The organism is Aliiroseovarius sp. S2029 (assembly GCF_023195575.1).
Taxonomy (GTDB): domain Bacteria; phylum Pseudomonadota; class Alphaproteobacteria; order Rhodobacterales; family Rhodobacteraceae; genus Aliiroseovarius; species Aliiroseovarius zhejiangensis.
Window position 1 is genome coordinate 670,175 of the sequence record NZ_JALPQE010000001.1, and the last position, 15,289, is coordinate 685,463.

A 15,289-nucleotide genomic window follows, 5' to 3' on the forward strand; every position below is an offset into this window, starting at 1 on the left:
GCGAGTGTATCCCCGCCCGCATGCCGGTCAATCTGTCAAACGCCTTCGGGCTTGGTTTTTTCGCGCCGCACCAGCAAGTTGTTCAGGGCGTTCACATAGGCCTTGGCCGAGGCCACAACCGTGTCCGTGTCGGATGATTGGCCGGTGACGATCTTGCCGTTCTCTTCCATCCTCACAGACACTGTGGCCTGTGCATCAGTCCCTTCGGTCACGGCGTGCACCTGATAAAGCTGCAGCGTCGCGTCATGCGGAAACAGATGCTGGATCGCGTTGAACGTCGCATCTACAGGCCCATCCCCGGTTGCGGTTTTCTGGTGGTCCGTGCCGTCAATCTCCAGCGTCAGATCGGCGGATTGAGGCGCCTCGGTCCCGCAGATCACGCGCAGGAATTTCACCTGTATGCGGTCATTCTCGGCATCCGTTCCGTCACGCATCAAGGCGATCAGGTCGTCGTCGAACACCTCTTTCTTGCGGTCGGCCAGTTCCTTGAAGCGCACGAACACGTCTTTCAACTGGTTGTCGCCCACGTCAAAGCCCAACTGGTTCAGCCGGTCACGCAGGGCGGCGCGGCCCGAATGCTTTCCCAACACTAGGCTGGTTTCGGACAGACCCACATCTTCGGGGCGCATGATTTCGAACGTCTCGGCGTTTTTCAGCATTCCGTCCTGATGGATGCCGCTTTCATGGGCAAAGGCGTTCTTGCCGACGATGGCCTTGTTGTACTGCACGGCAAAGCCAGATACCTGCGCCACGCGGCGCGAGATGTTCATGATTTTCTTCGTATCAACGCCAGTAGACCACGGCATGATATCGTTGCGCACCTTCAAGGCCATCACGACCTCTTCCAGCGCGGTGTTGCCCGCGCGCTCGCCCAGACCATTGATGGTGCATTCAATCTGGCGCGCACCGGCCTCGACCGCCGCCAGCGCGTTCGCGGTCGCCATGCCCAGATCGTTGTGACAGTGGGTGGCAAACGTCACTTCATCCGCGCCAGGCACCTTTTCGATCAGCATCCGGATCAGATCGGCACTTTCGCGCGGCGCGGTATAGCCCACCGTGTCGGGAATGTTGATTGTGGTCGCACCAGCCTTGATCGCAATCTCGATCACGCGGCACAGATAATCATGCTCGGTCCGGGTGGCGTCCATCGCAGACCATTGCACGTCATCGGTCAGGTTGCGGGCGTGGGTGACGGTTTCGTGGATCAGATCCGCCATCTCGTCTTTCGACAGGTTTGGGATCTCGCGATGCAGGGGCGAGGTGCCGATGAAGGTGTGAATGCGCGGCTTGGCGGCATGGCGCACCGCTTCGGCGCAGCGGTCGATATCTTTGAAATTTGCGCGGCTCAGCCCGCAAATAACTGAGCTCTTTGACCGCTTCGCGATCTCGCTGACTGCCGCAAAATCACCGTCCGAGGCGATCGGAAACCCGGCTTCGATGATGTCGACGCCCATGTCGTCCAGCATCTCGGCAATTTCCAGTTTCTCGTCATGGGTCATGGTCGCGCCGGGGCTTTGTTCGCCGTCACGCAAGGTTGTGTCGAAAATCAACACGTGATCCGATGTGGTGGTCATAGTCATGTCTTTCAGTAGAAGTGTCTTAGCCTTGGTGGCCCAACGCGGGGCCGGTTCGTGGCGCGTATGGCGGTTCCCCTGAGCGGTCGCGCCAAAACGGCACGCTCAGAGGCGGCTAAGAAGAAGCAGAAGGCCCAGCGCGGGGCGGTGTGCGATATGTTTCTGCGATACCATGGGCGCGACTATAGGGCGGTTTCGGCCGAGATAAAGCCCTTTTTTCGGGCAATCTGAGACTATTTGCAGGGCCGGGCTTAGTTGGTTGCGGCATCCGAACTGGCCGCAGCGGCATCCGCCCCCGCGGCGCTGTCCAGCGCCGGCGCGGGAGAGGTGCTTGCGGTCCCGGCGATGACGCCGTCTTCCCAGGTGCCCTCTTCCTGACTGCCGTCGGCGCGGGTCACGACCCCGTTTCCGTGGCGTTTGCCCTTCTGGAACCCGCCCTGATAGCGATCGCCATTGGCATAGATTGCGACGCCCTGCCCGTGAAACAGCCCCGACAGCCATTCGCCGTCATAGGAAAATCCATCCGTCCCGGTATAGGTGCCCTTGCCTTCGCGCAATCCGCCGACAAAGCTGCCCTCGTATACCGCACCATCGGCAAAGACCGAACGGCCCTGCCCATGCGGCTGCCCGGCCTGCCATTCCCCGGTATAGGTGGTGCCATCGGCTGTCGTCAGACTGCCGTGCCCGTCATAGAGCGCGTCTTTGAACATCCCGTCATAGACGGTGCCGTTGGTGTAGCGGGCAACCCCCTTGCCTTCGATCACCCCGGCTTTCCATTCCCCTTCATAGGTGTTGCCATCGGGATAGGTGATCGTGCCGGTGCCGTCGGCCAGACCATCGCGAAACTGCCCTTCATACACCGAGCCATCGGGATATGTCACCTTGCCCGCGCCCTGTATGACACCGGCCACCCAACTGCCTTCGTAACGATAGCCATCAGCCCCTTCGAACACGCCCTGCCCGTGGCGCTTGTCGTTTTCGAAACTGCCTTCATAGCGGTCGCCATTGGCGTATTCGACCACGCCTTGCCCCTGACGGGCACCCGCTTCGAAATTGCCGGAATAGATGTCGCCATTGGCCTGTTTCAGGATACCTTCACCCTGCATCTGGCCCTTTTCCCAGGTGCCATCGAAAATCATTCCATCAGCCTGCGTCAGGACGCCTGTACCATGGCGTTCGCCTGCGCGCATCTCACCGTCATAGGTGGACCCATCCGCATAGGTCGAGATGCCGCGCCCTTCTTTCACGCCAGCAACCCAGTCGCCTTCATAGATATAACCGGTCGGGCTTTGCAGCCGCCCCTGCCCGTGATGCATGGCGTTGCGGAACCCACCCTCGTATTTGATGCCATTGGCATAGATCGCAAGGCCCGATCCATTGATCTTGCCATCCACCCAGTCACCTTCGAAGGTCGATCCGTCGGCAAAGGTGATCTTGCCAAAGCCCTCGGGTTTGCCCTTGGCGAAGCTGCCTTCATAAATCGACCCGTTGGGGAAACGCGCGACACCCTGGCCGACGATCTCGCCCTCGATGAACTCGCCGGTATATTCGTAGCCCGTGGGCAATTGCAGCGTGCCCATCCCGTGTTGCACGCCCCCTTTGAACGTCCCCTCGTACACCGCGCCATCTTCGTATTGCTTGGTCTCGACCTGCGCCATGACCGGCGTCGCCCCCAGCGCCAGACCCAAGACGACACCACGAATACCTGTGCGAAGGGGATCCATGTCCAACCTCTTTCAATGAGTGTTATTTTTCGCGCTTCAACCCACGCAAACCCGTCGCAAGACTAAGCGAGCCGTTGTCCCGAAACAACGGTTTTCCCACGCATGGTCTTTATCCCGCACGCAAACCTGCTACATCTGTGCGCAGGATCAAACCTGGCAGAGAATGCCGGGCCAGAAGGATACGCGCGATGAGTGACCATTTCCGCCTGACGCTGGCGCAGTTGAACCCGACCGTCGGCGCCCTGACAGCCAATGCAGAAAAGGCGCGCAAGGCATGGGCCCAGGCGAAATCCGCCGACAGCGATCTGGTCGCCCTGCCCGAGGCTTTCATCACCGGCTATCAGACCCAGGACCTGGTCATGCGCCCACAGTTTTTTCGCGACGCAATGGACGCGGTTGAGCAGCTTGCCGCCGATTGCGCCGATGGTCCCGCGATGGGCATTGGTGGTCCGTATTTCGACGGCACCAATCTGTTCAATGCGTACTACATCCTGCATGGCGGCAAGGTGGCTGCGCGCATTCTGAAACAGCGCCTGCCCAACTTCACCGTGTTTGACGAAAAACGGCAATTCACATCCGCCGATCCGCAAGGCCCGGTGGGCATGGGGCCGATCCGTATCGGCATCCCCATTTGCGAAGACGCATGGCATGGCGAAGACGTCTGCGAAACGCTGGCCGAAAGCGGGGCCGAGTTGCTGCTGATCCCAAACGGGTCCCCCTATTACCGGCGCAAGTTCGATGTGCGGGTGAACCACATGGTGGCGCGGGTCGTCGAAACCGGACTGCCGCTGATCTATCTGAACATGGTGGGCGGCCAGGACGATCAGGTGTTCGATGGCGGATCTTTCGCCCTGAACCCTGGCGGAGAGCTGGCCATGCGTATGACCACCTTTGACGAGGACATTCGCCATATCGACCTGAACCGCACCGACGATGGCTGGCGCATCACCCCCGGCCCCATCGCCGTGCATGGGGATGAATGGGAACAGGATTACCGCGCCATGGTCGAAAGCCTGCGCGACTATATGCGCAAGACCGGGTTCAAAAAGGTGCTGCTTGGCCTGTCCGGCGGGATCGACAGCGCGATAGTCGCGACCATTGCCGTCGATGCGCTGGGGCCAGAGAATGTGCGCTGCGTGATGCTGCCATCGGAATACACCTCGCAGTCGTCTTTGGACGATGCCAAGGATATCGCGACCCGACTTGGCTGCTCCTATGACATCGTCCCGATCCGCGAAGGCCGCGACGCAATCACCAAGACGCTTGCCCCATTATTCGAGGGCACGGAACCCGACGTGACCGAAGAAAACATCCAATCCCGCCTGCGGGGTCTTCTGCTGATGGCGCTTTCCAACAAGTTCGGCTCAATGCTTCTGACCACCGGCAACAAGTCCGAGGTCGCTGTGGGTTATGCCACGATCTATGGCGACATGGCGGGCGGCTACAACCCGATCAAGGATCTGTACAAGACCCGCGTGTTCGAACAATGCCGCTGGCGCAATGCCAATCACCGCGACTGGATGAACGGCCCCGAGGGCGAGGTCATCCCGGTCTCGATCATCGACAAACCCCCATCTGCGGAGTTGCGCCCCGACCAGAAGGACGAAGACAGCCTGCCGCCTTACGAAGTGCTGGACGCGATCCTTGAGGGGCTGATCGACGACGAGAAATCGGTGGCCGAACTGGTGGCGGAAGGGTTCGACCGGGCGACGGTCAAGAAGGTCGAGCATCTGATCTTCATCTCGGAATACAAACGCTTCCAATCCGCACCGGGCACACGCCTGACCATGCGCAGTTTCTGGCTTGACCGCCGCTATCCGATCGTGAATCGCTGGCGGGACGAAAGCTGATCGCCCCGCTGCGCATGTCTCAGCCCATCAAAAGCTGATAGCTGTGTGGGACATAGTGGAAGCCTGCGTCCCGCGCCTCGACATAGCCAAGCGCCGGGAAGGGCATGTGGTATCCGATAAAGGGCATCTTCTCGGCTGCCAGCATTCCCAGCAGCGACCGGCGAGTTGCGGCGGCGGCCTCTTTGTCGCGGTCGAACTTCACCTCCCAATCCGGATAGGCGAGCGACCAGACATAATGGTTAGCGAAATCCGCCGCGATCAGCAGCGAGCTCCCGTCGCTCTCCAGCCGATAAGCCATGTGGCCGGGGGTATGGCCAAACGCCTCGACCGCTTCGATGCCGGATGCAACCGTGTCACCGCCGTTGATCATGGTTGTCTGGTCCGCAAGCGGAGCCACTTTCGCGTCGAACCCCTCGTTGCCCGCTGCCGCCCAATGGTCAAACTCCACCGCGCCGGTGACATAACGGGCATTGGGGAAGGTCACGCCGCCATCCCCGGACAAGCCGCCGATATGGTCGCCATGCATATGGGTGATCACGACGATATCCACCTGATCCGGCGTGTACCCTGCATCAGCCAGCGCCGCTGTGATACCCTTTTCGTTCAGGCCGGTATCAAACAGCACAAGCTCTGACCCGGTGTTCACCACGGTCGGTGTAAAGAAAAACTGCGCAGCATCGGTCGGGATATGTGCAGTTTCCGAGGCTGCCGCGAACTCCTCTGCGCTGACATTCATGCCAAAGATGCTTTGCGGGTCTTCGACCGTGCGGTTGCCTGCCAACAGGGTCGTTACCTCGAACCCGCCCAGCTTGACGGTCTGCGATGCGGTGCTGGACAAGCCTGTTTGCGGGGCCATCGCACGCGCAGGTCCAGCAGCAAGCCCTGCCAGCGGTGCGGCGGCGCCCGCCATCAACAGATGTCGGCGCGACAGATAGGGAACAGAGAAAGATTTCATGAGTGACCTCCGGAAAGAGCAGATTTTGATGAAATTCAGACCTGCACTATACTTCGATTTCCGATCGAAAAGGACAGCGTCACGCAATCGTGACAGCTTCAACACAACGGCATGGCATGAGCACACAGGAAAACAAGACACGCCCGACCGGTCAGGCCGTCACCCGCTTCATCGCCGCGGTCAAGCCCGAACCGAAACGCAAGGACGCCGAGACGCTTGATCGGTTGTTTCGTCAGGTGACAGGGTTCGACCCCGTCATGTGGGGCCCGTCCATCATCGGCTATGGCCGCTATCACTACCGCTATGACAGTGGGCGTGAAGGGGAGTTTCTGGCCACCGGCTTTTCACCCCGCAAGGCGCGTCACTCGATCTATATCATTCCGGGATATGCGGATTACGGTGATATTCTGGCGCGGCTTGGCAAACACAAGATGGGCAAGTCCTGCCTTTACGTAAACAAGCTCGCGGATATTGATCTGGATGTCCTGGCCGAGTTGATCCGGGCAGGCTTGCACGATCTGGACAAGAAATGGCCCGTGCAGCCCGTTTGATCATTCCCACCAGCGGTCAATTTGGGCGATATCCGCGTCCGACCACCCGAAATGGTGTGCAAACTCGTGGACAACGATATGCCCGACCAGTTCTGCCAGCGACACATCCCCGCGCGACGCCCACTCGTCAAGGATTGGCCTGCGAAACAGCGTGACCGTGTCCGGGGCGAAGGGTTGGTCGGACACGGATTTCTGTGTCAGCGGAATCCCCTCGTAAACGGCGGTCAGTTCGAACGGGTCTTCGATCTCCATCTCGGACAACAACACGGCGTTCGGCATGTTTTCGACCCGGATCGCGACCTCCAGCGCCTTTTCGACAAAGGCAGGTGGCAGGCGCATCCGGGCGTCATGGGCCAGCGCCTCGATATCTGCGATGGAAGGGGCGTATTTGCGAGTCATACCGGATTATATGGACAAATCCGGGCCAGTATGAAAGAGGGACGAGCCAAGGAGACCTGACCCATGACCACCACCCGCTTTGCCCCCTCGCCCACCGGCTATATCCATGTTGGCAATCTGCGCACCGCGCTGTTCAACTATCTGATCGCTGCCAAGTCGGGCGGGCAATTCATCCTGCGTCTGGATGATACCGACCCGGAACGCTCCAAGCAGGAATACGCGGATGCCATCAAAGAGGATCTGGAATGGCTGGGCCTGACCTGGGACCGGGTCGAGAAGCAGTCCGACCGGTTGGATCGGTACGAAGCCGCCGCGCAAGAGCTGCGCGACATGGGGCGGTTTTACGAATGTTTCGAGACCCCAACCGAGCTGGACCTTAAGCGCAAGAAGCAACTGAACATGGGCAAGCCTCCGGTCTATGACCGCTCGGCGCTGGCGCTGTCGGACGATGAAAAGGACAAGCTGCGCGAAGAACGCGGGCAAGGCCACTGGCGGTTCAAGCTGGATCATGAACGGATCAACTGGACCGACGGCATTCTGGGCGACATCTCGATTGATGCGGCGTCGGTGTCCGACCCCGTGCTGATCCGAGGCGACGGGCAGTTTCTTTATACGCTTGCGTCGGTTTGCGACGACATTGATTTCGGCATCACCGACGTGGTGCGCGGGTCCGACCACGTCACCAACACAGCCACGCAAATTCAGATCATCGAGGCGTTGGGTGGCAAGGTTCCGACATTCGCTCACCACTCGCTTCTGACCGGCCCGCAAGGCGAGGCGCTGTCGAAGCGCCTTGGCACGCTGGCAATTCGTGATCTGCGCGAACGCGGTGTGCAACCGATGGCCCTGCTGAGCCTTCTGGCGCGGCTGGGGTCGTCACAACCGGTTGAACTGCGCAACTCGCTGGAGGAAATCGTTGAAGGGTTCGACCTATCCACCTTCGGCTCTGCGCCCACCAAGTTTGATGTAGAAGACCTGTTGCCGCTGACCGCCCGGTATCTGTCACAGCTTCCGGCAACTGCCGTCGCGGACACGCTGGACGATCTTGGCGTGCCTGCCGAACAGGCAGATGCCTTCTGGTCCGTCGCGCGTGAAAATATCACGACACTGGGCGATCTCGAAGGCTGGTGGACCCTGTGCCGTGACGGGGCGGACCCTGTGATTGACGAAGAGGACCGCGAATTCGTCGCCACCGCGATGGGGCTTCTGCCGGACGGACCATACAACGCCGACAGCTGGTCAAGCTGGACCGCCGCCGTGAAAGAGGCCACCGGCCGCAAGGGTCGCGGGTTGTTCATGCCGCTGCGCAAGGCCCTGACCGGAATGGATCACGGCCCGGACATGTCTGCGCTTCTGCCGCTGATGCAGGTGATCCGCGCGAAGGGCTGATCCTTTACACCGGATCGGTGCGGCGGGCTTGGGTTTTTCCCTCTGGCCCGGCGCGCCGCACTCCTCCATGCTATCAAAGCGTGACAGGAGATTACCAATGGCCCAACCCCAAACGGCAAGCGACGCGCAGGCGAAGTTCCTGTCGGGCAGCCTGTTGCGACATATCACGGTGATGTCGCTGACCGCTTCGGTCGGTCTGATGGCGATCTTTCTTGTCGACCTCGTGGACATGATCTTCATCTCGTGGCTGGGCCGGGATGAGCTGGCGGCGGCCGTGGGCTATGCCGGCGCTATCCTGTTTTTCACGACCTCCTTCGGCATTGGCATGTCCATCGCGGCCGGTGCCCTTGTGGCGCGGGCGCTGGGGCAAGGCGACCGACAGACCGCAAAACGCCGCGCGGCGACCGCGCTCCTGTACGGGGTCGTGATCGGAAGCGCCTTCGCAGCCCTTGTCTGGTGGTTCGTACCGGAACTGGCAGCTCTGTTGGGCGCGTCCGGCGACACGCTGGTACTGGCAACCGGGTATCTGAGGATCATCCTGCCCAGCCTGCCTGTCCTGATCGTCGGCATGGTCGGCGGGGCAATCCTGCGTGCACATGGCGATGCCCGACGCGCGATGATGGCGACGATCTGGGGCGGATTGGTAAACGCGGTGCTGGACCCGATCCTGATCTTCGGTCTGGACCTCGAACTGACCGGTGCGGCCCTTGCCTCGGTTTGTGCGCGTATCACAATTGCGATCATGTCGATCTATCCCGTGCTGCGTCATCATGGCGGGTTGGACCGCCCCCGATCGGTCGACTTCAAGGTCGATTTCACAGCCATCATGACCATTGCCCTGCCGGCGATCCTGACCCAGTTCGCCACACCTGTCGGTCAGGCCTATGTCACCCGCGCCATGGCCGAGTTTGGCGAAGACGCCGTGGCGGGCATGGCCATCGTGGGGCGTCTGGTGCCGGTCTCGTTTGCCGTTATTTTTGCGCTGTCAGGGGCCATTGGTCCGATTGTCGGCCAGAATTTCGGGGCGGGGCGGCTGGACCGTGTGCGTCGCACCATTCGTGACGGGTTGGTGTTCACCCTGTGCGTATCGGTCGCCGTCAGCGCCATCCTGTTTGTCCTGCGCGCGCCGATTGCCGATCTGTTCAACGCCGAAGGGCTGGCCCGCGACCTGGTCTATCTGTTCTGTGGTCCACTGGCGCTGGCGTGGTTTTTCAACGGCGTGATCTTCGTCACCAATGCCAGTTTCAACAACCTGGGCCATCCCTTCTATTCGACCTGGGTAAACTGGGGTCGGCAGACGCTGGGTACGATCCCGTTGGTCATCCTGGGGGCTGCCTATTGGGGCGCTCCGGGGGTGCTGATCGGGCAGGCTGCTGGCGGATTGATCTTCGCCGCGATCGCGCTCTTGCTGTCGGCGCGCGTGTTGCGCATGGCAGAGCGTGGGGAATGCGAGGCAGATGCCCACCCGTACCAGCGGCAAACCCGACAGATATCGCTATTTGGGCTGCGCCGATAGGCGGGACAGACCTGCATCGACGATCTGCCGCTCTTCCTCGGTCAGCGTCTGCGCGCGTGGATAGATCGGCGCGACACGGTCGTTCAGAATGGGCGCGTGCCAGCCATCAGTGGTTTCGAAGAAATGCGTGACGCCGGGCAAACCGAACTCGGCCAGGTACCCCTGAACCACAACGTCGATATAACTAAGCAGCACCGGATTGTCGTTCGTTGGCGGCTGATGCTTGCCGTCCTCGATGGCATAGATGGCCACGTCGGCTGTTTCGACGCCATGTTGCACCTCGGGTCCAAGCGGGACGCGCCTGTAAGCGCGCTCTCGGTGGTCCAGTGCTGCCCAATCTGCGCCAGGGACCGAGGCTATCATCCCCTCGATGTAATCCTCGCGATCCGGAACCGCAGTCAGATAACAAAGCTTGCGCAGCGGTGACCGTCGCCACGCGCGCCGCCACCCCGTCACCCGCGCGGGTTGCGCGTTCTCAAACGCATGGGTGCGGCGGTTCACAAGCGAGCCATAGCCGAAGAAAAACGGATCCTGCATGACCCTACCCTGCCGTGGCATGCAGTTGTGTTCAACCTCTTGCCGAAATCGGTGCAGACGGATAACGTATCGCCATCGCATCGGGAGAATCTGGCGAAAGCTGGTGCCGAAGGAGCAACCGCCCCGGTAAACTCTCAGGCCCACGGACCGATGCGGCGCACAGGACTCTGGAGAGAGGCACACAGATGCCCGCCGAAGGGATAACGATCTCAGGCGACACGGACAGAGGGGGCATCACTGGACGCCGAGGCGTCTGAAAGATGCCGGGCGCATGGCTTTCATGACTTACCGGTAGCAATTGGAGGAATGGCCATGGGTGCAGCCCAGGACGATCTGAAACGGACGGGTCTTTACGACCTGCATCTGGAGCTTGGTGCCAAGATGGTACCGTTTGCCGGTTACGAAATGCCCGTACAATACCCGCTGGGTGTGATGAAAGAACACCTGCACACGCGGTCGGCGGCGGGACTGTTCGATGTCAGCCATATGGGTCAGGTGATCCTGCGCGGTGACAATCCCGCCCTGTCGCTGGAACGGATTGTGCCGCAATCCATCGTGCCGCTTGCGGAAGGGCGGCAACGCTATGCCATGTTTACGAATGATGATGGCGGCATTCTGGATGACCTGATGGTCGCGAACCGGGGCGACCACCTGTTTTTGGTCGTGAACGCCGGGTGCAAGGACGCCGACATCGCCCATATGCGCGCCCGCCTGACCGATTGCGAGATTGAGGTGATTGAGGACCGCGCCCTTCTGGCCCTGCAAGGCCCTGCCGCCGAAGCCGCGCTTTCGCGTCTTGTGCCGTCGGCCAGGGACATGAAGTTCATGGATGTCGCCGTGGTCGACAGCGACTATGGCGAGCTGTGGCTGTCCCGCTCGGGCTATACCGGCGAAGATGGTTATGAAATCTCGGTGCCCGACGCCCACGCCGACGCCTTCACCCGCGCCCTTCTGGCGATGGACGAGGTTGAACCGATCGGCCTTGGCGCCCGCGACAGCTTGCGGCTTGAGGCGGGGCTGTGCCTTTACGGAAATGATATCGACACCTCGACCACGCCGGTCGAGGCCGCGCTGGAATGGGCCATTCAGAAGGCGCGCCGCAAAGGGGGCGAGCGTGAAGGCGGCTTCCCCGGTGATACGCGCATCCTGTCGCAGCTTGAAAACGGCGCAGACCGCCGCCGCGTTGGCCTGTTGCCTGATGGCCGTGCGCCAATGCGGGCGGGAACTCAGCTTTATGCCTCGGCCGAGGCGGACACACCGATTGGCCATGTCACGTCAGGCGCATTCGGCCCCTCGATCGAGCGGCCCATGTCGATGGGCTATGTCACCACGGATCACGCCGAAATCGGCACCACGCTTTACGGCGATGTGCGCGGCAAGCGCCAGCCCGTCACGGTCGCGGAGACACCCTTCCGCCCCGCCACCTTCAAACGTTGACCCTATATTTCCAGCAGGAGACACAAGATGAAATATACCGAAGAACACGAATGGCTGCGCGAAGAAGACGGCGTTTACGTGGTGGGCATCACCACCCACGCGGCTGAGCAACTTGGCGACGTTGTCTTTGTCGAACTGCCCGAAGTGGGCGACACAGTCTCCAAGGATGACGAAATCGTCGTGATCGAAAGCGTCAAGGCCGCGTCCGACATCCTCAGTCCGCTGGATGGCGAGATTACCGAGGTGAACGAAGCCATCGTCGATGAACCCACCAAGGTCAATGAAGACGCCGAAGGCGAAGCGTGGTTCTTCAAGATCAAGGCGTCCGACACCAGCCCGTTGGACGACTACATGGACGAAGCCGGATACAAGAAATTCATCGGCTGATCCACAGGCCACGCGCCATCAAACACAGGGTCAGGGGCCAACACGGCCCTTGCCATTCCCCTTTGCCCGCCCCCCGTACGGAGAAACGCAATGTCGTTCACGCCCACCGGTTACAAACCCTATGATTTCGCCAACCGCCGCCATATCGGCCCCTCGCCCACTGAGATGGACGAGATGTTCAAGACCATCGGCGTGAAGGATCTGGACGAGTTGATCGACCAGACCATGCCGAAGAGCATTCGCCAGAAGGAACCTTTGGACTGGGGTCCGGCGCTGTCGGAACGCGAGGCGCTGCACAAGATGCGGTACACGGCGGCACGCAACAAGGTCATGCGGTCCTTGTTGGGTCAAGGTTATCACGGGACAGTGACGCCCCCGGCAATCCAACGCAACATTCTGGAAAACCCCGCTTGGTACACCGCCTACACACCCTATCAGCCCGAGATTTCGCAGGGCCGGCTTGAGGCGCTGTTGAACTTTCAGACGATGATTTCAGACCTGACCGGGCTTGAGATTGCGAACGCCTCGCTTCTTGATGAAGCGACGGCCTGCGCCGAGGCGATGACCATGGGCCAGCGCATCGCCAAGTCGAAAGCCACAAAGTTCTTTGTGGACGAAGGCTGTCATCCGCAAAACATCGCCGTGATGAAAACCCGTGCCGAGCCGTTGGGGATCGAAATTGTCATCGGCGACCCCGAAAAAGATCTGGCTGCAGACGAGGTGTTCGGCGCGATTTTCCAATACCCCGGCACCTATGGCCGGGTCAGTGACTTCACGGACCAAATCACCGCCCTGCACGAGGCAAAGGCGGTTGGCATCGTATCCGCCGACCCGCTGGCGCTGACCGTACTGAAAGAACCGGGCGCAATGGGGGCTGATATCGCGGTCGGCTCGTCGCAGCGCTTTGGCGTGCCGATGGGCTTCGGCGGCCCGCACGCCGCCTATATGGCGACCGCTGACAAGCACAAACGCGCCATGCCGGGTCGCCTGATCGGCGTGTCGATTGATGCGCGCGGCAATCAGGCCTATCGCCTGTCGCTGCAGACCCGCGAACAACATATCCGCCGCGAAAAAGCGACCTCGAACGTCTGCACTGCGCAGGCGCTTCTGGCCGTGATGGCGGGTTTCTACGCCGTGTTCCACGGCCCCGAAGGCTTGAAAGCCATCGCGCAAGACGTGCATCTGAAAACCGTGCGTCTGGCCAAAGGGCTTGAGGATGCGGGCTTCACCATCACTTCGAAGCACTTCTTCGACACGATCACCGTCCATGTGGGCGCGCTGCAGAACACCGTGCTGAAATCGGCCCGCGAGGAAGGTATCAACCTGCGCCCGGTGGACAGTGAATATGTCGGCATCACGCTGGACGAAGCCACCCGCCCTGCTGTGATCGAAGGGGTCTGGCGTGCCTTTGGCATCACCCGCGGCTATGACGACAGCGACAACGAATATCGCCTGCCGGATGCCAGCCTGCGCACGTCAGATTACCTGACCCACCCCGTGTTCCACATGAACCGGGCCGAGACCGAGATGATGCGCTATATGCGTCGTCTGGCCGATCGCGATCTGGCTCTTGATCGCGCCATGATTCCGCTGGGCTCTTGCACGATGAAGCTGAACGCGGCGGCGGAAATGATGCCCGTGACGTGGCGCGAGTTCGCCTATATCCACCCGATGGCGCCGGAAAACCAGGTCGAAGGCTATGCCGAGATGATCGAGGATCTGAAGCAGAAGCTGTGCCTGATCACCGGCTATGACGATATGTCGATGCAGCCAAACTCGGGCGCGCAGGGTGAATATGCGGGGCTCCTGACCATTCAGGCCTATCACAAGGCCCAAGGCCAGGGGGACCGCAATGTCTGCCTGATCCCGATTTCCGCGCATGGCACGAACCCTGCCTCGGCCCATATGGTTAACATGGATGTGGTGGTCGTGAAGTCCGCTGAAAACGGGGATATCGACCTTGATGATTTCCGCGCCAAGGCCGAAGCCGCGGGCGACAAGCTGGCGGCGTGCATGATCACTTATCCGTCCACCCACGGCGTGTTCGAAGAAACCGTGCGCGAGGTTTGCCAGATCACCCATGACCACGGCGGGCAGGTCTATATCGACGGGGCGAACCTGAACGCGATGGTTGGCTTGTCGAAACCCGGCGAGATCGGCGGGGATGTCAGCCACCTGAACCTGCACAAAACCTTCGCCATTCCACATGGCGGTGGCGGCCCCGGCATGGGTCCGATTGGTGTGAAGGCTCACCTTGCCCCGCACCTGCCCGGCAACGGTTTGGTGGGCGAAGAAGGCGCCGTGTCCGCCGCGCCCTTCGGATCGGGCTCGATCCTGCCGATCAGCTGGGCTTATGTCCTGATGATGGGCGGTGACGGGCTGACACAGGCGACCAAGGTGGCGATCCTGAACGGCAACTATATCGCGACCCGCCTGAAAGGGGCGTTCGACGTGCTGTTCACGGGCAAAAACGGTCGCGTGGCGCATGAATGCATCATCGACACCCGCCCCTATGCCGACAGCGCGGGCGTGACCGTGGATGACATTGCCAAACGTCTGATCGACAACGGCTTCCACGCACCGACGATGAGCTGGCCGGTGGCCGGCACGCTGATGATCGAACCCACCGAGTCGGAAACCAAGGCCGAACTGGATCGCTTCTGCGACGCGATGCTTGCCATCCGCGAGGAAATCCGCGAGATCGAAGAGGGCAAGATCGACCCGGAAAACAACCCGCTGAAGAACGCGCCCCACACCTATGTGGACCTCGTTGGCGAATGGGACCGCCCCTATACCCGCGAACAAGGGTGCTTCCCGGCAGGCAGCTTCCGGGTGGACAAGTATTGGTCGCCGGTAAACCGCGTGGACAACGCCTATGGCGACCGGCATCTGGTCTGCACCTGCCCGCCTTTGTCAGATTACACCGACGAAAGCTAAGCGGCGTTTAACGAATGAGAACGGGCAGTGGAG

12 protein-coding genes and 1 riboswitch are annotated in these 15,289 nt (G+C 60.9%); of the genes, 7 read left to right on the forward strand and 5 right to left on the reverse strand.

The genetic code is table 11. The features are described from left to right. Window positions 1–35: 35 nt before the first annotated feature. Together MUY21_RS03345 and MUY21_RS03350 are read right to left on the reverse strand one after the other, a co-directional pair. Window positions 36–1,580 (reverse strand): 2-isopropylmalate synthase, encoded by a 1,545-nt coding sequence (locus MUY21_RS03345; protein WP_248408955.1) that lies wholly within the window; start codon window positions 1,578–1,580, stop codon window positions 36–38. A gap of 245 nt (window positions 1,581–1,825) precedes the next feature. Further along, complete coding sequence (locus MUY21_RS03350) at window positions 1,826–3,298, reverse strand: 2-isopropylmalate synthase (RefSeq protein WP_248408956.1); 1,473 nt, start codon at window positions 3,296–3,298, stop codon at window positions 1,826–1,828. 188 nt (window positions 3,299–3,486) lie between these two features. Here MUY21_RS03350 and MUY21_RS03355 point away from each other — a divergent pair, with 188 nt between their 5' ends. Continuing rightward, complete coding sequence (locus tag MUY21_RS03355; protein WP_248408957.1) at window positions 3,487–5,148, forward strand: NAD+ synthase; 1,662 nt, start codon at window positions 3,487–3,489, stop codon at window positions 5,146–5,148. A gap of 19 nt (window positions 5,149–5,167) precedes the next feature. Here the strand turns inward: MUY21_RS03355 and MUY21_RS03360 are convergent, their stop codons facing one another. Next, on the reverse strand, window positions 5,168–6,103 hold the full coding sequence (locus MUY21_RS03360; RefSeq protein ID WP_248408958.1) for an MBL fold metallo-hydrolase: 936 nt from the start codon (window positions 6,101–6,103) through the stop codon (window positions 5,168–5,170). A gap of 116 nt (window positions 6,104–6,219) precedes the next feature. Here MUY21_RS03360 and MUY21_RS03365 point away from each other — a divergent pair, with 116 nt between their 5' ends. After that, window positions 6,220–6,654 carry a DUF1801 domain-containing protein gene (locus tag MUY21_RS03365; protein WP_248408959.1) on the forward strand — a complete coding sequence of 145 codons (435 nt, stop codon included), beginning with the start codon at window positions 6,220–6,222 and terminating at the stop codon, window positions 6,652–6,654. Here MUY21_RS03365 and MUY21_RS03370 read toward each other — a convergent pair whose 3' ends face one another. Next, window positions 6,655–7,053, reverse strand: a complete 399-nt coding sequence (locus MUY21_RS03370) for a metallopeptidase family protein (RefSeq protein WP_248408960.1) — start codon at window positions 7,051–7,053, stop codon at window positions 6,655–6,657. A gap of 63 nt (window positions 7,054–7,116) precedes the next feature. Here MUY21_RS03370 and gltX point away from each other — a divergent pair, with 63 nt between their 5' ends. After that, window positions 7,117–8,442, forward strand: coding sequence for a glutamate--tRNA ligase (gltX, locus tag MUY21_RS03375; RefSeq protein ID WP_248408961.1), 1,326 nt, complete (start codon window positions 7,117–7,119; stop codon window positions 8,440–8,442). 97 nt (window positions 8,443–8,539) lie between these two features. Further along, complete coding sequence (locus MUY21_RS03380) at window positions 8,540–9,958, forward strand: MATE family efflux transporter (RefSeq protein ID WP_248408962.1); 1,419 nt, start codon at window positions 8,540–8,542, stop codon at window positions 9,956–9,958. On the opposite strand, the gene MUY21_RS03385 is transcribed toward MUY21_RS03380, so the two are convergent. Next, window positions 9,938–10,495 carry a gamma-glutamylcyclotransferase family protein gene (locus MUY21_RS03385; protein ID WP_248408963.1) on the reverse strand — a complete coding sequence of 186 codons (558 nt, stop codon included), beginning with the start codon at window positions 10,493–10,495 and terminating at the stop codon, window positions 9,938–9,940. The two genes, MUY21_RS03380 and MUY21_RS03385, sit on opposite strands and share 21 nt — an antisense overlap. Before the next feature lie 71 nt (window positions 10,496–10,566). Continuing rightward, window positions 10,567–10,655, forward strand: a riboswitch (glycine riboswitch). Window positions 10,656–10,807: 152 nt separating this feature from the next. On the opposite strand from MUY21_RS03385, the gene gcvT reads away from it, so the two are divergent. The 3 genes from gcvT to gcvP all read left to right on the forward strand — a co-directional run bounded on the left by gcvT (window position 10,808) and on the right by gcvP (window position 15,256). Continuing rightward, window positions 10,808–11,932 (forward strand): glycine cleavage system aminomethyltransferase GcvT, encoded by a 1,125-nt coding sequence (gene gcvT / locus MUY21_RS03390; protein ID WP_248408964.1) that lies wholly within the window; start codon window positions 10,808–10,810, stop codon window positions 11,930–11,932. A gap of 27 nt (window positions 11,933–11,959) precedes the next feature. Then, a complete protein-coding gene (gcvH, locus tag MUY21_RS03395; protein WP_191286441.1) occupies window positions 11,960–12,319 on the forward strand; it encodes a glycine cleavage system protein GcvH in 360 nt (119 codons plus the stop codon). A 90-nt stretch (window positions 12,320–12,409) separates the two neighbouring features. Continuing rightward, entirely contained in the window at window positions 12,410–15,256 is a 2,847-nt protein-coding gene (gene gcvP, locus MUY21_RS03400) for an aminomethyl-transferring glycine dehydrogenase (RefSeq protein ID WP_248408965.1), read from the forward strand. Window positions 15,257–15,289: the final 33 nt, after the last annotated feature.

Excerpts from the sequence above, each read along its gene's own strand:
- MUY21_RS03350 (WP_248408956.1), bottom strand. The coding sequence starts at position 3,298 with ATGGATCCCCTTCGCACAGGTATTCGTGGTGTCGTCTTGGGTCTGGCG.
- MUY21_RS03360 (WP_248408958.1), bottom strand. The coding sequence starts at position 6,103 with ATGAAATCTTTCTCTGTTCCCTATCTGTCGCGCCGACATCTGTTGATG.
- gcvH (WP_191286441.1), top strand. The coding sequence starts at position 11,960 with ATGAAATATACCGAAGAACACGAATGGCTGCGCGAAGAAGACGGCGTT.
- gcvP (WP_248408965.1), top strand. The coding sequence starts at position 12,410 with ATGTCGTTCACGCCCACCGGTTACAAACCCTATGATTTCGCCAACCGC.
- MUY21_RS03385 (WP_248408963.1), bottom strand. The coding sequence starts at position 10,495 with ATGCAGGATCCGTTTTTCTTCGGCTATGGCTCGCTTGTGAACCGCCGC.
- gcvT (WP_248408964.1), top strand. The coding sequence starts at position 10,808 with ATGGGTGCAGCCCAGGACGATCTGAAACGGACGGGTCTTTACGACCTG.
- MUY21_RS03370 (WP_248408960.1), bottom strand. The coding sequence starts at position 7,053 with ATGACTCGCAAATACGCCCCTTCCATCGCAGATATCGAGGCGCTGGCC.
- MUY21_RS03345 (WP_248408955.1), bottom strand. The coding sequence starts at position 1,580 with ATGACTATGACCACCACATCGGATCACGTGTTGATTTTCGACACAACC.
- MUY21_RS03380 (WP_248408962.1), top strand. The coding sequence starts at position 8,540 with ATGGCCCAACCCCAAACGGCAAGCGACGCGCAGGCGAAGTTCCTGTCG.
- MUY21_RS03365 (WP_248408959.1), top strand. The coding sequence starts at position 6,220 with ATGAGCACACAGGAAAACAAGACACGCCCGACCGGTCAGGCCGTCACC.
- gltX (WP_248408961.1), top strand. The coding sequence starts at position 7,117 with ATGACCACCACCCGCTTTGCCCCCTCGCCCACCGGCTATATCCATGTT.
- MUY21_RS03355 (WP_248408957.1), top strand. The coding sequence starts at position 3,487 with ATGAGTGACCATTTCCGCCTGACGCTGGCGCAGTTGAACCCGACCGTC.